At 71.4% G+C, this 16191-nt stretch carries 14 protein-coding genes and 1 pseudogene; 9 read left to right on the forward strand and 6 right to left on the reverse strand.

From position 1 onward, the window contains the following. Window positions 1-7: 7 nt before the first annotated feature. Entirely contained in the window at window positions 8-1204 is a 1197-nt protein-coding gene (locus LK06_RS13725; protein ID WP_039654235.1) for a sensor histidine kinase, read from the reverse strand. Between the two features lie 168 nt (window positions 1205-1372). Then, window positions 1373-2959, reverse strand: a complete 1587-nt coding sequence (locus tag LK06_RS13730; RefSeq protein ID WP_086083060.1) for an IS1182 family transposase — start codon at window positions 2957-2959, stop codon at window positions 1373-1375. Between the two features lie 76 nt (window positions 2960-3035). Here LK06_RS13730 and LK06_RS13735 point away from each other — a divergent pair, with 76 nt between their 5' ends. After that, window positions 3036-4181, forward strand: a complete 1146-nt coding sequence (locus tag LK06_RS13735; RefSeq protein ID WP_174673867.1) for an SAM-dependent methyltransferase — start codon at window positions 3036-3038, stop codon at window positions 4179-4181. A gap of 49 nt (window positions 4182-4230) precedes the next feature. On the opposite strand, the gene LK06_RS13740 is transcribed toward LK06_RS13735, so the two are convergent. After that, on the reverse strand, window positions 4231-5382 hold the full coding sequence (locus tag LK06_RS13740) for an NADH-quinone oxidoreductase subunit D (protein WP_039654236.1): 1152 nt from the start codon (window positions 5380-5382) through the stop codon (window positions 4231-4233). A gap of 31 nt (window positions 5383-5413) precedes the next feature. Between LK06_RS13740 and LK06_RS13745 the strand changes: the two genes are divergently transcribed. Continuing rightward, window positions 5414-5917 carry a PH domain-containing protein gene (locus LK06_RS13745; RefSeq protein ID WP_039654237.1) on the forward strand — a complete coding sequence of 168 codons (504 nt, stop codon included), beginning with the start codon at window positions 5414-5416 and terminating at the stop codon, window positions 5915-5917. After that, on the forward strand, window positions 5914-7272 hold the full coding sequence (locus tag LK06_RS13750) for a PH domain-containing protein (RefSeq protein ID WP_052270033.1): 1359 nt from the start codon (window positions 5914-5916) through the stop codon (window positions 7270-7272). Before LK06_RS13745 ends, LK06_RS13750 begins: the two co-directional genes overlap by 4 nt. Window positions 7273-7395: 123 nt before the next feature. Here the strand turns inward: LK06_RS13750 and LK06_RS13755 are convergent, their stop codons facing one another. After that, on the reverse strand, window positions 7396-8703 hold the full coding sequence (locus LK06_RS13755; RefSeq protein WP_174673868.1) for a hypothetical protein: 1308 nt from the start codon (window positions 8701-8703) through the stop codon (window positions 7396-7398). A 94-nt stretch (window positions 8704-8797) separates the two neighbouring features. Then, entirely contained in the window at window positions 8798-9925 is a 1128-nt protein-coding gene (locus LK06_RS13760) for an alpha/beta hydrolase (protein ID WP_039654239.1), read from the reverse strand. 229 nt (window positions 9926-10154) lie between these two features. Here LK06_RS13760 and LK06_RS13765 point away from each other — a divergent pair, with 229 nt between their 5' ends. The 6 genes and pseudogenes from LK06_RS13765 (at window position 10155) to LK06_RS13790 (ending at window position 15472) form a co-directional block, all read left to right on the forward strand. Then, a complete protein-coding gene (locus LK06_RS13765) occupies window positions 10155-11969 on the forward strand; it encodes a phosphatidylglycerol lysyltransferase domain-containing protein (protein WP_039654240.1) in 1815 nt (604 codons plus the stop codon). Window positions 11970-12091: 122 nt separating this feature from the next. Next, window positions 12092-12968 (forward strand): annotated as a pseudogene (gene folP / locus LK06_RS13770) (dihydropteroate synthase); the annotation flags it as partial. A 169-nt stretch (window positions 12969-13137) separates the two neighbouring features. Beyond that, the gene (locus LK06_RS13775; protein WP_043432092.1) at window positions 13138-13671 is read left to right on the forward strand and encodes a nuclear transport factor 2 family protein; all 534 of its coding nucleotides are present in this window, start codon (window positions 13138-13140) and stop codon (window positions 13669-13671) included. 272 nt (window positions 13672-13943) lie between these two features. After that, window positions 13944-14303: a dihydroneopterin aldolase gene (gene folB / locus LK06_RS13780; protein ID WP_039654242.1), complete on the forward strand. Its 360-nt coding sequence runs from the start codon at window positions 13944-13946 to the stop codon at window positions 14301-14303. Beyond that, a complete protein-coding gene (gene folK, locus LK06_RS13785) occupies window positions 14300-14911 on the forward strand; it encodes a 2-amino-4-hydroxy-6-hydroxymethyldihydropteridine diphosphokinase (RefSeq protein WP_039654243.1) in 612 nt (203 codons plus the stop codon). The genes folB and folK overlap by 4 nt, the downstream gene beginning before the upstream one ends. Before the next feature lie 72 nt (window positions 14912-14983). Then, a complete protein-coding gene (locus tag LK06_RS13790; protein WP_039654244.1) occupies window positions 14984-15472 on the forward strand; it encodes a DUF3180 domain-containing protein in 489 nt (162 codons plus the stop codon). 76 nt (window positions 15473-15548) lie between these two features. Here the strand turns inward: LK06_RS13790 and folE are convergent, their stop codons facing one another. Continuing rightward, window positions 15549-16154 (reverse strand): GTP cyclohydrolase I FolE, encoded by a 606-nt coding sequence (gene folE / locus LK06_RS13795; protein ID WP_039654245.1) that lies wholly within the window; start codon window positions 16152-16154, stop codon window positions 15549-15551. Window positions 16155-16191: the final 37 nt, after the last annotated feature.

A 16191-nucleotide genomic window follows, 5' to 3' on the forward strand; every position in this document is an offset into this window, starting at 1 on the left:
GAAGCCGTCAGTGCGCTGGTTTGAGCGGCAGCAGGACACTGATGCGGAATCCTCCGCCCGGGCGCGGGCCGGCGTCCAGTGTGCCGCCGACCATGCCAACCCGCTCGCGCATGCCGATCAGCCCGTGTCCCTGACCGTCGGAGCCACCCTCCTCGTACAACTCGTGCGGGGCGCCCTTGCCGTCGTCCTCGACGAGCAGGCCGAGCCCGTCGTCGAAGTAGACCAGCCGTACGCTCGCGCCCGCGTTGGGGCCGCCGTGCTTGCGGGTGTTGGTGAGCGCCTCCTGCACGATCCGGTACGCGGTCAGTTCCACGCCGCTGGGCAGCGGGCGCGGCGTGCCCTCGATCCTGAAGTCGACGGGGAGGCCTGCGTCGCGGCACTGCTCGACGAGGTCGTCGATCTGCCCGACGTCGGGCTGCGGGACGTACTCCCCGCTCTCCTGGTGCTCACCGGTGCGCAGCACGCCGAGCAGGCGGCGCATCTCGGCCAGGGCCTGACGGCCGGTGGAGGAGATCGTCTCCAGTGCCTTCCTGGCCTGGTCGGGCGCCACGTCAAGGACGTAGGCGGCGCCATCGGCCTGTACCACCATCACCGACACGTTGTGCGCGACGACGTCGTGCAACTCGCGTGCGATGCGGGCACGTTCGGCAGCCACCGCGACCTTCGCCTGCGCCTCGCGCTCCTTCTCCAGGCGGGCCGCGCGCTCCTCCAGCTGGGCGAAGTAGGCACGCCGGGTGCGCATGGAGTCGCCGAGCACCCAGGCGAGCGCGAACGGCACCGTCTGGAAGACCACGACCGCCACCTGCCCGAGAGCACTGGCCTGCTGGTCCGGCCAGCGGAGCTGGGCGAGGGCCGCCGCTCCGAAGCTGGCGGCGAGCGCCAGCCGGGACGACCAGCGCGCGCCGATCGCCGCGACCGTGTAGGTGATCACCAGCATCGCGAAGTCGGCGACGGTCGTTTCGATGTCCAGGACCAGCTGGGCCAATCCGGTCGCGAGGGCCAGCAGCAGCATCGGCTCCGGGAAGCAGCGACGCAGCGCGACGACGACGCACAGAACGGCGGACACGGCCAGTCCCGGGACCAGTGCTCCGTGGTGACTGGGCACCTCTCGGAGACTGACCACGCCCAGACCGAACAGGACGACGGCCCAGAAGGTGTCGACCCCGGTCGGATGGCGTCGGAGGAAGTCGTAGAGGCGCTGCACGTAACCCAGCGTAGGGAAACCGGACGCGCGCAGGGGTCAACCGGAGGGCCGATCCGCGCCCGGCGCGCGTACTCCGCAAGGTGGAGGATGTGATCATCTGTGCGTCTAGAAGACTGCTGAAGATCTTGTCGTGGGCTGTCCAGCCGTAGGTCGGACAGCCCTTCTTGCTTATGCGGTGGCCGGGGTGAGGTGCCAGCTGCCGTTGGCCCTGGTGAGTCCGAGGTTGATCAGTCGGCGGAGGTTGAGGGCGGCGGCGCGGTGGTGGAGCCAGACGTTGTTGGCGATGACGCCGCGGTAGGGGACCCGGCGGTTTCCCTTGGCGACCAGCCAGGCGATGGCACGTTCGACTGGGGGCCGCCATCTGCGGTATTCGTCCTGCCAGACGGGGTCGGTGGCAGCCTGGTGGCGGGCTGCGGTGAGCAGTTCGTGCTGGGGGTGGACGTTGAGGGTGCGCCCGGTCTTGGAGGTGGTGCAGCGTCCGCGCAGGGGGCAGTCGGTGCACATGCGCTTGAACTGGGCGGTGCGAGCACCGTCCGCTTTGACCTGTCCGAGGTTGGCGGTGTGTCCGGCCGGGCAGGTCGCGGTGCCGGCCGCCGAGTCGACGTGGAAGTCGTCGATGGTGAAGCCGCCGGGGATGGCCTGCCGCAGCGGCGGCGGCTTGATCACCAGGGTGTGGCCGTCGGCCTGCAGGTGTGCGCGCAGATCGCCGGTGCCGTATGCGGAGTCGCCGAGCACGGTTAACTCCTGGCCCTCGTCCTCGTCGGCCAGCAGATCGCAGGCGACGGCGGCCTCGTGGTTGTCGGGGCCGTAGCCGCTGGTGAGGGCAACCGCGGTGAACAGCCCGGTCTCCGGCTCGAAGGACGCATGCCCTTTGAAGCCGTCCTGGTGGCGGGTTCGGTTTTTGTGGATGTGCCGCGCGTCCGCATCGACGGTGGACACGGTCCGGTCCGCGACCGTGCGCTGGGCGATGCGCCAGCGTCCGTCGCGTCCGTCGGAGTCCTCGGCCGGCTCCACGTCCTGGCCCGCGACCAGGGCCAGCAGGCCCACCGCGTTCGCCGCCCTCTCGCCCAGTTCCTGTTCGGGCAGGTGACCGAGCAGGTTGAGGGCGTCGGTGACCAGCGCGTCGACCAGCGCGGCGCGGGCGGCCTCGTCGTCCCAGGCGATCCTCGGCTTGCCGGGGTCGGTGTAGTCGTGTGCCGTGCACCACTGCTCCGCGGTCTCCTGCGCGCCGGGGACCTCACGGATCACCCGTCGGGCGGCGGAGATGATCTGGGTGACGGTGTCCTGGGTGGCCACCGCGTCATCGAGGACGGTGGAGTCCAGTGCCCGCCGCTGCTTGCCCTTGAGCACGCCGGTCCCGGCCACGACCTCTTTGACCTTGGTGAAGATCCGCGTCGGGTCGGCCGAGTGACGCAGCCGGCGCCGGAAGTACGTCAGCAGCGACGGGTCGAAAGCGGTGTCGTACAGGCCGAGCCCGCAGGCGGCCTTCCACCGCAGGTCACACCGCAACTCCTGGACTGTCTCGAAGTCCGACAGCCCGTGCAGGCTCTGCAGCACCACCGTCACGGCCAGGACCTGCGGCGGCAGACTCGGACGGCCGTTGGACGAGGGGTACATGTCGGTGAACATTCCTGGCGGGAACAGCACCTCGCGATGCTCGGCGAGGAACGCGAACACACTCCCTGCCGGGATCAACTCCCGGCAGGTCTCCCACACATCCGGCCCGACCATCTCTCCGGCCCATTCCCCCTGCATGCCTACAAGACTGGCCCCGACTCCACCGAGCCGGGGCCAGAACCCGAGATTTTCAGCAGTCTTCTAGGCTGTTCCGGTGGCGGATGAGACGACGGCGGAGAACCTTCGCGAGGAGCCCGGCCGGCACGGTCCGCGCGGCTGGCGTGCCGCAGCCCAAGCGGCGCTGTACGGTCCCGGCGGCTTCTACCGGCGCCCCGAGGGTCCGGCCGCCCACTTCCGGACGTCCGTGCACGCGTCCCCGCTGTTCGCCCGGGCCGTGGCCCGGCTGTTGTGCCGGGTCGACGCGGCGCTGGGGCAACCGGCGGTGCTGGACTTCGTCGACATGGGGGCCGGGCACGGCGAACTGGTCACCGGAGTGCTCGCCGCGCTGCCCGCCGACGTGGCCGCCCGGGTACACGGGTACGCGGTCGAGATCGCCGGACGCCCGGCCGGCCTGGACCGGCGGATCACCTGGCTGAACGAACCCCCAGAGTCGGTCACCGGGCTGCTGTTCGCCAATGAGTGGCTGGACAACGTGCCCGTGGACGTCGCCGAGGTGGACTCGGCGGGCGTGCCCCGGCTGGTGCTGGTCGCGGCAGACGGCTCCGAACAGCTCGGGAAACCGGTCGCCGGAGCGGACCAGGACTGGCTCGCGCGCTGGTGGCCGTTGCCGGCCGAGGAGGGGCTGCGGGCGGAGATCGGGCTGCCCCGGGACCAGGCGTGGTCATCGGCCGTGCGCAGAGTGGCACGTGGGCTCGCAGTGGCCGTGGACTACGCACACACAGTGGACACCCGCCCCCCGTTCGGGACGCTCACCGGCTTCCGGGAGGGACGCGAGACGGCACCGGTGCCGGACGGATCCTGCGACATCACGGCGCATGTGGCGCTGGACGCCTGCGCGGCGGCCTGCGCGCCGGGGGCGGTGCCCGGCACCCGGCGGACGCCCCCGGACGCGCCGTGCACGTCTCCCACCGGGACCCAACATCCGTCCGGAACAGCGCGCGCCCTCCCCGCCGCGCGCCTGCTCACGCAGCGCGCCGCTCTGCACGCTCTGGACATCAACGGCGCCCGCCCCCCACTCGCGCTGGCCTCCACGGACCCCGCCGCCTACGTGCGCGCCCTCACGTTCGCCGGTGAGGCCGCCGAGCTCACCGCCCCGGGCGGCCTCGGCGACTTCGCCTGGCTGGTCCAACCGGCCGGAATCCCCAACCCGCTGGAGCCGGGGGCGCCGCCCCCGGCGTGACGTGCCCGTCCGTCCGCCGCGTGACCTCCTCGCGGACCCGCCGCAGGGGCTACTTGTCGATGTCCCCGACCACGAAGAACAGCGAGCCCAGGATCGCCACCATGTCCGCGACCAGCGTCCCCGGCAGCAGCTCGGTCAAGGCCTGGATGTTGTTGTACGACGCCGAGCGCAGTTTCAGCCGGTACGGGGTCTTCTCGCCCTTGCTGACCAGGTAGTAGCCGTTGATGCCGAGCGGGTTCTCGGTCCACGCGTAGGTGTGTCCCTCGGGCGCCCTCAGCACCTTCGGCAGCCGCTGGTTGATCGGCCCGGGCGGCAGCTCGGCGAACCGGTCCAGACAGGCGTCGGCAAGGTCCAGCGCGTTGTGGGTCTGCTCCAGCAGGACCTCGAAACGGGCGAGGCAGTCGCCCTCCCCGCGGGTGACGACCTTCAGGGTGTCCTGGAGGTCACCGTAGGCCAGGTACGGCTCATCGCGGCGCAGGTCGAAGTCGACGCCCGAGGCACGTGCGATGGGCCCGCTCACGCCGTAGGCGTGCACGGTCCCCGGTGTGAGCGCCCCCACTCCGCGCGTGCGCCCCCGGAAGATCTCGTTGCCGAGCACCAGGTCGTCGAAGACGTCCATGCGCGAGCGCACAGCGGCGACGGCGGCACGCGCGCGTGCGGTCCAGCCGGCCGGCAGGTCCTCCTTGAGGCCGCCGACACGGTTGAACATGTAGTGCATACGGCCGCCGGAGACCTCCTCCATGACGTTCTGGAGCACCTCGCGCTCCCGGAAGGCGTGGAACACCGGAGTGATCCCGCCCAGCTCCAGCGGGTAGGAGCCGAGGAACATCAGGTGGTTGAGCACCCGGTTCAGTTCGGCGAGCAGCGTGCGCGTCCACACCGCCCGCTCGGGTACCTCCATGCCGAGCATCCGCTCCACGGCGAGGACCACGCCCAGCTCGTTCGAGAACGCCGACAACCAGTCGTGGCGGTTGGCGAGCATGATGATCTGCCGGTAGTCACGGGCCTCGAAGAGCTTCTCGGCACCGCGGTGCATGTAGCCGATCACCGGCTCCGCACGCACGATGCGCTCCCCGTCCAGCACGAGCCTGAGCCTCAGCACGCCGTGCGTGGACGGGTGCTGGGGCCCGATGTTGAGCACCATGTCGGTGTTCTCCGCGGCGCCGCCGATCCCGACCGTGGTCTCCGTCGTAGGAGTCATGGCCCCAGTTTCCCCCACGTACGCTGGCCCCATGGAGACGGGGAGCCCGGAAGGGGCCGGGATACGGGGGGACGAACCGGTGTGGCGGCAACTGCCGCCCGGCCTGCTGCGCATGCGCCGGCTGCTGCTGGTGGCCTGGACGGGGGTGCTCGCGGTCGCGGCGGGGCTACTGGCGGCCCTGCTGGTGGGGCCCGCGTGGGCGGCCTGCGCGCTGCTGCCCCTGCTGTGCGCCGTCTGGTGCTGGCGGCTGCTGGAGCGCAACTGGCGCTCGTGGCGGTACGCCGAGCGCGCCGACGACCTGCTGATCAGCCGGGGTGTCCTGTGGCGCGAGGAGACGATCGTGCCGTACGGGCGGATGCAACTGGTGGAGGTGACCTCGGGCCCCGTGGAACGGCGCTTCGGGCTCGCCACCGTGCAGCTGCACACGGCGGCCGCCGCGACCGATGCGACCATCCCCGGGCTCGCTCCGGCCGAGGCGGAACGTCTGCGCGACCGGCTCACCGAGCTGGGCGAGGCCCGATCGGCGGGCCTGTGACGTCCCCGGGTCCCGACACCGGCACACGTGAGCGGCCCGGGCAACCGGAGCGGCCGGGGCAGCCGCCCGTCGTCGAGCGCCGCCTGCACCCGGTCACTCCCTTCCGCCGCGCGTGGGCGCCGATCGCCGTACTGGCCGGCTGGGCGGTGCACGACCCGGACGGGGCGCAGGAGCAGTTGGCCCGGCTGACCACCACCGTGCTGCTGCTGGGAGTCGCGGTGCTGGTGCCGGTAGCCGGCCTCTACGGCTTCCTGTCCTGGTGGTTCACGCACTTCGCGGTCACCGACACCGAACTGCGCATCCGTACGGGACTACTGTTCCGGCGCACCGCGCACATCCGGCTGGAGCGCATCCAGGCCGTGGACGTCTCCCGGCCCCTCCTCGCGCGCTTGGCGGGCGTCGCGAAACTGCGGATCGACGTCGTCGGGGCGGACGCCAAGGACGAACTGGCCTTCCTGGGCGAGCAGGAGGCGCGCGCCTTGCGCGCGGAGCTGCTGGCACGCGCGGCGGGCTTCGCCCCCGAGACCGCGCACGAGGTCGGCGAGGCACCGGTGCGGGAGCTACTGCGCGTGCCCCCGCGCGAGCTGGCGCGCTCCTTGGTCTTGACCGGCGCCACCTGGGGCTCGCTGTGCGCCGCGCTCGTCGTCCCGACCGTGCTGTGGTTCGCCACCTCCAGCCCGTGGACGGTCCTCGCCGCCCTCCTGCCACTGCTCGGCGCGGCCGGCGCCAGCAGCGCGGGACGATTCGTCACCGAGTTCGACTGGACGGTCGGCGAGTCTCCGGACGGGCTGCACATCGACCGTGGGCTGCTCGACCGCGCGCACTCCACGGTGCCGCCCGGCCGGGTCCAGGCCGTGCGGATCGTGGAGCCGCTGCTGTGGCGGCGGCTCGGCTGGGTGCGGGTGGAACTCGATGTGGCCGGGGCCGCCGACTCGGTACTGGTGCCGGTCGCCCCGCGCGCCGTCGCCGATTCGGTCATCGCGCGCGTACTGCCCGGCGTGCGGGTTCCTCAGAGCCTCGCGCGGGCCCCCCGGCGGGCCCGGTGGCGTCTGCCGGTGTGGTGGCGCGGAGAGCACCTCGCGGTCACCGACGCGGTCTTCGCCACCCGTCAGGGGCTGCTGTGCCGCAGGCTCTCGCTGGTCCCACACGCCAAGGTGCAGAGCGTACGACTCACCCAGGGGCCCTGGACACGTGCCTGCGGACTCGCCGGCGTGCAGGTGGACACCGGTGCCAACACAGTGGTGACGGCACGTCTGCGGGACGCCGGGGAGGCGGCGCGTCTGCTGCACGCCCAGGCGGAGCGCTCCCGTACCGGGCGCCGAAACGCCCGCCCGGACCGCTGGATGACCGGTTGAGCCCGGACCCGGGACAGGCCGGTCCCGGCGGGGTCAGGGCCTTTGCCCGCCGGGACTGGCAGGCGAAGGGGAACCAGCAGGCGCCTGGGGCCGACTCGGACCCCAGGACCGCCCGGCACAGGCTCAGGAAGCCGCGCTGCGCAGTCCCTGGATGTCGATCTGCTCGGTCGCGTCGTGTGCGGTCAGGTCGATCACCTGGCCGGCATCGAGGGCCTGCGCGCCGGCGGGCTTGAACTCGGCCTCCGTCTCGGCCTTGTGCACCGCCAGGGCCTCCTGGCCGACGACGTCGGCGAGGTCCTCGTTCTGCACGGAGTCCAGCGCGGTCTTCGGCGCACCCTTCTGGGTGCCGAAGAAGTCGAAGCCGCCCTCGGCCACCGGGCGCCGTACGGGCGGGGAGGGGGCGACGGCCACCGCGGTCGGCACCGTGAAATGACCGGCGGGCGGCTGCCCCACGGGCTCGGCGGTCTCGGCCGGGGCCGTGGGGGAACCGGCCGCCGCGGGGCGCTCTTCTGCCCCGTCCTCCCGGTGTGCCCCGTCCCCCCGGGCGGGCGACGCACCGGCCTCGCTCCGGGAAACGTCGGAAGCGTCGGTCACTCCGTCCTCGGTGCCTGCTCCTTTGGCAGCTTCCCCCTCTGCCACCTCACCTTTGGCAGGTTCTCCCTCTGCCACCTCACCTTCGGCGGCTGCACCTGCGACTGCCTCGGCCACCGGCCCGGTCCCGGCGCCCGTCTCGCTCCCGTCGGCAACGGGCACGGCCGGTGCGCCCCCACCGAACCGGGCCAGGGCGGCCAGGGCCCGCCGGTACAGCTGGGCGCCCTCGGGAGAGAACACCGCATGCGCCAACCCCTTGCCCGCGGGGCTTCCCGTGACCCCAGGGCTCTCGGGGCCGGCCGGCTCCGGCTGCTCGGCCGGCTCCGGCTCGGCGCTGCGCGCGGGCGGCAGCGCGGGTGAGGACGAGGGGGTAGGTACGGGCAGGGTCGCCTCGACCTCCAGCAGCCGACGCCCCTCCAGTGCGCTTGCGCGCTCGGTCTCCGCCGTGGCGTACCGGCGCAGCAGGGCCGCGTGCTCGTTGCGCAGGCCCGCCAGCTCCGCCCGTTTGGCGCGCAACCGCTGCTCCAGCTTCGTGCGCAGCTCGCGGGACTCCTCGAGGTCGGTCTCCAGTTCGGCGATCCGTTCCTCGTACCGCCATTCGTCGCTGACACGCGCGCGCGTGAGGTCGGCGACCTGCTTGCCCGCGCTCGTGTCCCAGCGGCGCAACACGACCGCGCCGACCACCGTCGTCGCCGCGGCGGCTGCGGCCAGTGCACGCACCACCGTGGCCTCGGAGAACACCCATGGCCCCAGCGCACAGACGACGGAGACTCCGGCGATCGCCGACGGAGGCAGCAGCCGGTGCAGAGGCGGGGAATGGCGGTGGCGTCCACGTGGCATGGCCAGAAACTTACCGCGCGTAGGCGAATCACGGACCCCCGCCCCGTAAAAAGACGGCTACACCGCGGGCTTCGCGGAGCGCCCGGGCAGGACCTCAGCGGTCGGTGAGCCGCCCGCTCATCCACTGCAGCGTCGCGGGGATCTCGCGCCGCCAGGTGTTGAAGTTGTGCCCGCCGCTGTCGAGGATGATCGACGAGATCCGGGTCAGGTTCGTGGCCTGTACACGCTTGATGAATTTCAGCGTGTCCTTGTAGTTGTGCTCACCGAGCTTGCTGCTGGTGACGAGCAGGGAGGTGTCCGGCGCCGGTTCGTGCTTGAGGAGCCACCACAGGTCGGCACGGTTCTGCAGGTTCCGGTCGCCCCCGAAGAGGTCGCCGGTCGTGGGGTCGATCGGCGCCTTGTAGTACGGCGACAGCCCGGCGGCTGCCGCGTACACCCCGGGATGGTGCATGGCGAGCTTCAGCGCGCAGTAGCCGCCCGTCGAGTCGCCGACGATGCCCCAGCTACCGGGGCGCTTGCCCACCCGGTAGTGCGCGAGCACAGCCTCCGGGAGGTCCTCGGCGAAGAACGTTTCCGTCTGCGGGCCGCCCGGAATGTCCGCGCACTCGGTGTCCCGTGGCGGCGCCACGGTCGGCCGCAGCATCACCAGGATCATCGGCTGCATCCGCCCGTCCTTGGCCAATCGCTGTGCCGTACGGGGGTAGTGCAGCTTGTCCACCAGCGCCTTGGCCGTGCCCGGGTAACCGGTCAGCACCACGGCCGCGGGGAACGTACGCGTGCGGTACTGCGGCTGGAAGTACTCCGGCGGCAGGTACACGAACGCCGGTGTGGCGATGTGGCTCCTGCGGCCGATGATGTCGACCTTCTGGACCTGTCCGGTGGTGGCCGGCCGCGAGCCCCGCACGCCCTTCACATTGGCCGCGGAGACGACTTGGAGCGGACCGCCGGTGACACCGTTGGTCGAGTGGTCGACGACGACCCCCTGGCCGGTCTCCCTGCCGAACAGGTCCGCCCAGCTGGCGTAGAAACCGAAAGCCTGGTTGGCGGCGAGTCCGACGGAGGCGAAGAGCGCCAGCTGGGTGGACAGCATCAGCCCGACCCGTCCTCCGACGGCCCGCCAGCTCTGCCGGGAAAGGCGTGGCCACAACCACACCGTGCCAATGAACAGCACGGCGGCGGCCACCATCGCCAACACCAGCACTTTGTTGCTCGTGAGACCCATGGGGTGTTACCTGCCTGCGCTTTCCGCCCGTGCCGCTCCCCCGCTTGGCCGCGAAGGCTTGCCCGAGGCTTTCCTTTGCCTTTGACCGGACTTTCCGGTGGGGAGTGAACCTGTCTCCCCGAGACACCGTCCTAGATGACGCAATGTCCGCCGGATGCCCCGATCGGCACCGGGTTCAAGGTCTCTCGCAGAACTACAGGATGCGATGTCTGTCAGGATAGATGGGGAAATGTCGGGCGGGGTTCCGGGCCGATCAAGCCGGGTGCGGCGCATAGTGCGCGGCCCGCGCCCCGAAGTCGTTCCCGCCCTGATCGGCAGGGCGGCGGCGCTCGTAGGCGTCCTGGACATCGCCGCGGGTGTGTTCCCGCGCTTCCGCCACAGCCGTATGCACGCCCTCGTCGAGGTGCTGCCGGGCTCCTTCGGGCCCTTCGTGGCAGCCCTGTCGCTCAGCGCAGGCGTGCTGTTGCTGTTGCTCGCGCACGGTCTCAAACGGCGCAAGCGGCGGGCGTGGCGTGCCGCGGTCGCGCTTCTGCCGGCGGGCGCGACGGCGCAGTTCGCGTACCGGCACTCGATCGTCGGCATGCTCATCGCGGTCGCGCTGCTCGTGCCTCTGCTGCGCCACCGGGACCAGTTCGCGGCCCTGCCCGATCCACGCAGCAGATGGCGCGCCCTCGCCAACTTCGTCCTCATGAGCGCCGGTTCGCTCGCCCTGGGACTCATCATCGTCAGCGTCCACCCACACCGGACGATCGGCGACCCGAGCCTGGCCGCCAGGCTGACCCACGTCGTCTACGGCTTGTTCGGTTTCGAGGGGCCGGTCAACTACCAGGGCAGCACCTCCTGGACCGTGGCCTTCTCCCTCGGTGCCCTCGGCTGGATCACCGCGGTCACCACCATCTACCTGGCCTTCCGCCCCGAACACCCGGCCGCGCGCCTGACCGAGGAGGACGAGGTCAGGCTGCGGGCACTGCTGGAGAAGCACGGCGGCCGGGACTCCCTCGGCCACTTCGCGCTCCGCCGCGACAAGGCCGTCGTCTTCTCCCCCAGCGGCAAAGCCGCGGTCACCTACCGCGTCGTCTCCGGCGTCATGCTCGCCAGCGGCGACCCCATCGGCGACGTCGAGGCCTGGCCCGGCGCCATCGAGCGCTTCATGGACGAGGCCAAGGCACACTCCTGGACCCCTGCGGTCATGGGCTGCTCGGAGACGGGCGGCGAGGTCTGGACCCGTGAAACCGGCCTGGACGCCCTGGAACTGGGTGACGAGGCGGTGGTCGATGTGGCGGATTTCTCACTCGCCGGACGCGCGATGCGCAACGTGCGCCAAATGGTCAAGCGGATCGAGCGGGCCGGCTACGAAACCCGAGTACGGCGCATCCATGACCTCGGCGAGGCCGAACTGGAGCGCATCCGGCAGGCGGCGGAGGACTGGCGCGGCACCGACACCGAGCGCGGCTTCTCGATGGCGCTCGGCCGCATCGGCGACCCCGCCGACGGCGACTGCCTGATCGCCACCGCCCACAAGCAGGACGAGGAGCCCGGCGAGTACGGCGATCTGAAGGCGATCCTGCACTTCGTGCCCTGGGGCAAGGACGGCGTCTCGCTGGATCTGATGCGCCGTGACCGCAGCGCCGACCCGGGCATGAACGAACTGCTGATCGTCGCCGCCCTGCAGGCCGCTCCCAAGCTCGGCATCACCCGGATCTCCTTGAACTTCGCGATGTTCCGCTCCGCGCTCGCGCGCGGGGAGAAGATCGGTGCCGGCCCGGTGCTGCGCGCCTGGCGCAGCCTGCTGGTGTTCCTCTCGCGCTGGTTCCAGATCGAGTCGCTGTACAAGTTCAACGCCAAGTTCCGGCCGCGCTGGGAGCCCCGCTTCGTGGTCTACCGCGCCTCCGCCGACCTACCCCGCATCGGCTTCGCCGCGATGCAGGCGGAAGGCTTCGTCAACTTCGCCCTGCCGTTGCCGCGCTTCCTGCGCCGGCGCCGGGCGACCGCCGAACGACCGTGCGCACACGCCATGGCCGAGCGGGACGTCCGAGCGGCCTGAGCGCAGGACGGAGCGCCTGGCCCCAGAACGGGCCCGGGCGGAAGCCCCACCCCCTCCAGCACAGGGGTTTCCGCCCGGGTCACCGCGCGTTCGCGGTGCCCGCCTGGGCCTACGCTGAACGTATGAACAACGTCAGCTGGCGTGGCCGAGTGGCCGGCCTTCCGTCATGGGACCGGTGCGCGGTCATGGGAGTCGTGAACGTGACCCCCGATTCCTTCTCCGACGGGGGTCGCTGGTTCGGCACGTCCGCCGCCGTCAAACGCGGCCTGGGGCTCGTCACCGCGGGCGCGGACCTGATCGACGTCGGTGGCGAGTCCACCCGGCCCGGTGCCACCCGGGTCGACGAGGCCGAGGAACTGCGCCGTGTCGTCCCGGTCGTGCGCGGCCTCGCCTCCGAGGGTGTGGCCGTCTCCGTCGACACCATGCGCGCCTCCGTCGCCGAGCAGTCCCTGGCGGCCGGCGCCGCCCTGGTCAACGACGTCAGCGGCGGCCTAGCCGACCCCGCGATGATCCCGGTGGTCGCCGATGCCGGCTCCCCGTTCGTCGTCATGCACTGGCGCGGCTTCCTCCAGGGCGGCAACGTCAAGGGCGACTACGAGGATGTCGTCGCCGAAGTCGTGAGCGAGTTGCGCACCCGCCTGGAGGCCGTTCTGGCGGGCGGCGTCGCCCCCGACCGCATCGTCGTCGACCCCGGCCTCGGCTTCTCCAAAGAGGCCGAGCACGACCTCACCCTCCTCGCCCACCTGGACCGCCTGCACGGCCTCGGCCACCCACTGCTCGTCGCCGCCTCCCGCAAGCGGTTCCTCGGTCGGGTCCTGGCCGGGCCGGACGGGGCACCTCCTCCGGCCCGGGAGCGCGACGCCGCCACTGCCGCGGTCTCCGCCCTCGCTGCGCAGGCCGGCGCATGGGCGGTACGCGTCCACGAGGTGCGCGCCACCGCGGATGCGGTACGGGTCGCACGGGCCGTGGAAGGAGCGCGCGCTGCGGGAGCGGCGCCGGACACCGAGAGTGAGCGCGGGTCGCACCGCACCGGTCATGCGCCAGGCGTGGACAGCGAGCACGGGGCGAAGGACACTGGGCACGCGCCGGGTGCCGGAGGCCAGGGGGAGGCGCATGACACCGAGTACGCGCCCGGCTCCCACGGCGAGCACCGTGCGGAAGGAGACCGGTGAGCGCACCGCACACCGACGTCGAACAGGTAGAGGCGGCCAATACCGCCTTCTACGAGGCGCTCGAACGCGGCGACTTCGACGAGGTCTCCACGCTCTGGCTCACCCCCTCCGACCTGGGCGTGGACGAGGAGTACCACGACCCGGCCGACAGCGGTGTGATCTCCTGCGTGCACCCCGGCTGGCCGGTGCTCACCGGCCGCGGCGAGGTCCTCAGGTCGTACGCACTGATCATGGCCAACACCGACTACATCCAGTTCTTCCTCACCGACGTACACGTCTCCGTCACCGGTGACACCGCTCTCGTCACCTGCACGGAGAACATCCTCAGCGGCGGCCCCGCCCCGGCCGACGGCGCGGAGCTGGGGCCGCTGGTCGGCCAGCTCGTCGTCGCCACGAATGTGTTCCGGCGCACGCCCACCGGCTGGAAACTCTGGTCCCACCACGCCTCCCCCGTCCTGGCCGAGAGCAACGACGGCGACGACGACACCGGCGCGAGCGACGCCGAACCGGACGGCGGCCCGCTCACCTGAACGGGTGGACACGTCGCCGGACACACCGGGAAGAGACTCGCGGAGGACGGCGAACGGCTGGAGTCACCCGTTCCGGACAAGCGGGGCAACCTCCCCGTGACACTGCCGGGTTCCCTGGGGGAAACACAGGGTGAACCCTCCGGGCCCCGGCGCCGGTCCGTGCCCCCACGGCCCGGCTCCGTCAGAGCCCGCAGGTAGATTCGTCTGAGGCCGGTGTGCCGCCCGCACGCGACACCGACCGGCCGTTCCCGACGATTGCAGGAGTGATTCGCGTGGATCGTGTCGCGTTGCGCGGCCTCAAGGCCCGCGGGCACCACGGGGTGTTCCCCAAGGAGCGCGACGAGGGCCAGACCTTCATCGTGGACCTCGTCCTCGGCCTGGACACCCGGCCGGCCGCGGCCGGCGACGACCTGACGAAGACCGTGCACTACGGCATCGTGGCCGAGGAAGTCGTTGCCGTGGTCGAGGGCGAACCGGTGAACCTCATCGAGACGCTCGCCGAGCGGATCGCCCGGACCTGCCTGAAGCACGACGGGGTCCAGGAGGTCGAGGTCTGCGTGCACAAGCCGGACGCACCGATCACCGTGCCCTTCGACGACGTGACCGTCACCATCACCCGGAGCCGAGTATGACCCGACCGTTCACCCAGGGTCACAGTGACCCGACCGTCCAACCGGTACCTACCTCGGTGGTCGAGAAAGTCGACGCCGCGGACACGACCCTGCACAACCCCCAGTGGGCCGTCATCTCCATCGGTTCCAACCTCGGCAACCGGCTGGAGACCCTCCAGGGTGCTGTCGACGCGCTGGAGGACACCCCGGGCGTCCGCGTCAAGGCCGTCTCCCCGGTGTACGAGACCGCACCGTGGGGCGTGGAGCCCGGTAGCCAGCCCTCGTACTTCAACGCGGTCGTGGTCCTCAAGACCACCCTGCCCCCTTCCTCCCTGCTGGAACGGGCGCACGCCATCGAGGAGGCCTTCAACCGCGTCCGCGACGAACGCTGGGGACCGCGCACCCTTGACGTCGACATCGTCGCCTACGCCGACGTCACCTCCGACGACGCGGGCCTCACCCTGCCCCACCCGCGCGCCCACGAGCGCGCCTTCGTGCTAGCGCCCTGGCACGACGTGGACCCGCGGGCCCAGCTGCCCGGCCACGGCCCGGTGGCCGATTTGCTGTCGGCCGTCACCCGCGAGGGCGTGGAGGTACGAGGGGACTTGGAACTCCGGCTGCCCGAGTAGTCGTTAAGGTCAAGACGGCAAGGTCATGCCGACCAGAGTCCGGGGCCGGTCCGGGGGAACTGAAGGGACACCGTGAGAGAGCTGCGCATCAGGGTGCTGGTAGGCGTGTTCGTCGTGGCCGGAGTCCTGTCCTGGGCGGGCGCCCGCCTCTGGAACTCGATCGGGACCCTGCCCAGCGTCCCCCTGGCCGCCCCCATCGTCCTGGCGCTGATCGCCGTGGTCCTCCTCGCCACGGCGCTCTCGCTGCGCGCCCGCCTCAAGGCCCAGCGGGAACGCCGCCCGGGTGCAAAGGGCGTCGACCCTCTGATGGCGGCCCGCGCGGTCGTCTTCGGCCAGGCCAGTGCCCTGGTCGCCGCCCTGGTCGCCGGTATGTACGGCGGCACCGGCGTCTTCCTGTTGGAACTTCTCGACATGCCCGCCCGCCGCGATCAGGCCATCTACGCCGGCTTCTCGGTCGTGGCCGGTCTGGGCGTGATAGCGGCGGCCCTGTTCCTGCAGCGGGTCTGCCGGCTCCCGGAGGACGACGACCAGAACCACCCGGGCGCCGAACCGGTGGCCTGACCGTCACCCGGGCTGACCCGGTGGGTGATCACCGGCCGGCTGGTCGGGGCGGTCGCGGGCACGATCGACCATCGGGTCACCGAGCCATGATCAGGCTCATTGCCTCGTTACGGGTAGCAGGGTCGCGGAGCTGGCCGCGGACCGCCGACGTGATGGTCTTGGCCCCGGGCTTCCGTACCCCCCGCATCGTCATGCACATGTGCTCGCACTCGACGACCACGATCACCCCGCGCGGCTCCAGGATCTTCATGAGGGAGTCGGCGATCTGCGTAGTCAATCGCTCCTGCACCTGCGGGCGTCGCGCATAGACGTCCACCAGACGAGCCAGCTTGGAGAGACCCGTGATCTTCCCGTCCACGGACGGGATGTACCCGACGTGCGCGAATCCAACAAACGGCACGAGGTGGTGCTCGCAGGAGCTGAGGACTTCGATGTCCTTCACGAGCACCATTTCGTCGTGCCCCAGATCGAAGGTCGTCGTCAGGACGTCCTCGGGTTTCTGCCGCAACCCCGCGAATATCTCCTGGTACGCCCGGGCGACCCGTGCCGGCGTCTCCCTGAGACCCTCGCGGTCCGGGTCCTCACCGACCGCGATCAGGAGTTCACGCACGGCGTTCTCGGCGCGCTTCTCGTCGAACTCGCCGATAGGGCCGTCACCGGCCAGCGTCACGGGGTCGGTCATCTGGTGCCTCGTTCCTGATACGTCTCGCATGCAGGCA

Source organism: Streptomyces pluripotens (assembly GCF_000802245.2).
Lineage (GTDB): Bacteria > Actinomycetota > Actinomycetes > Streptomycetales > Streptomycetaceae > Streptomyces > Streptomyces pluripotens.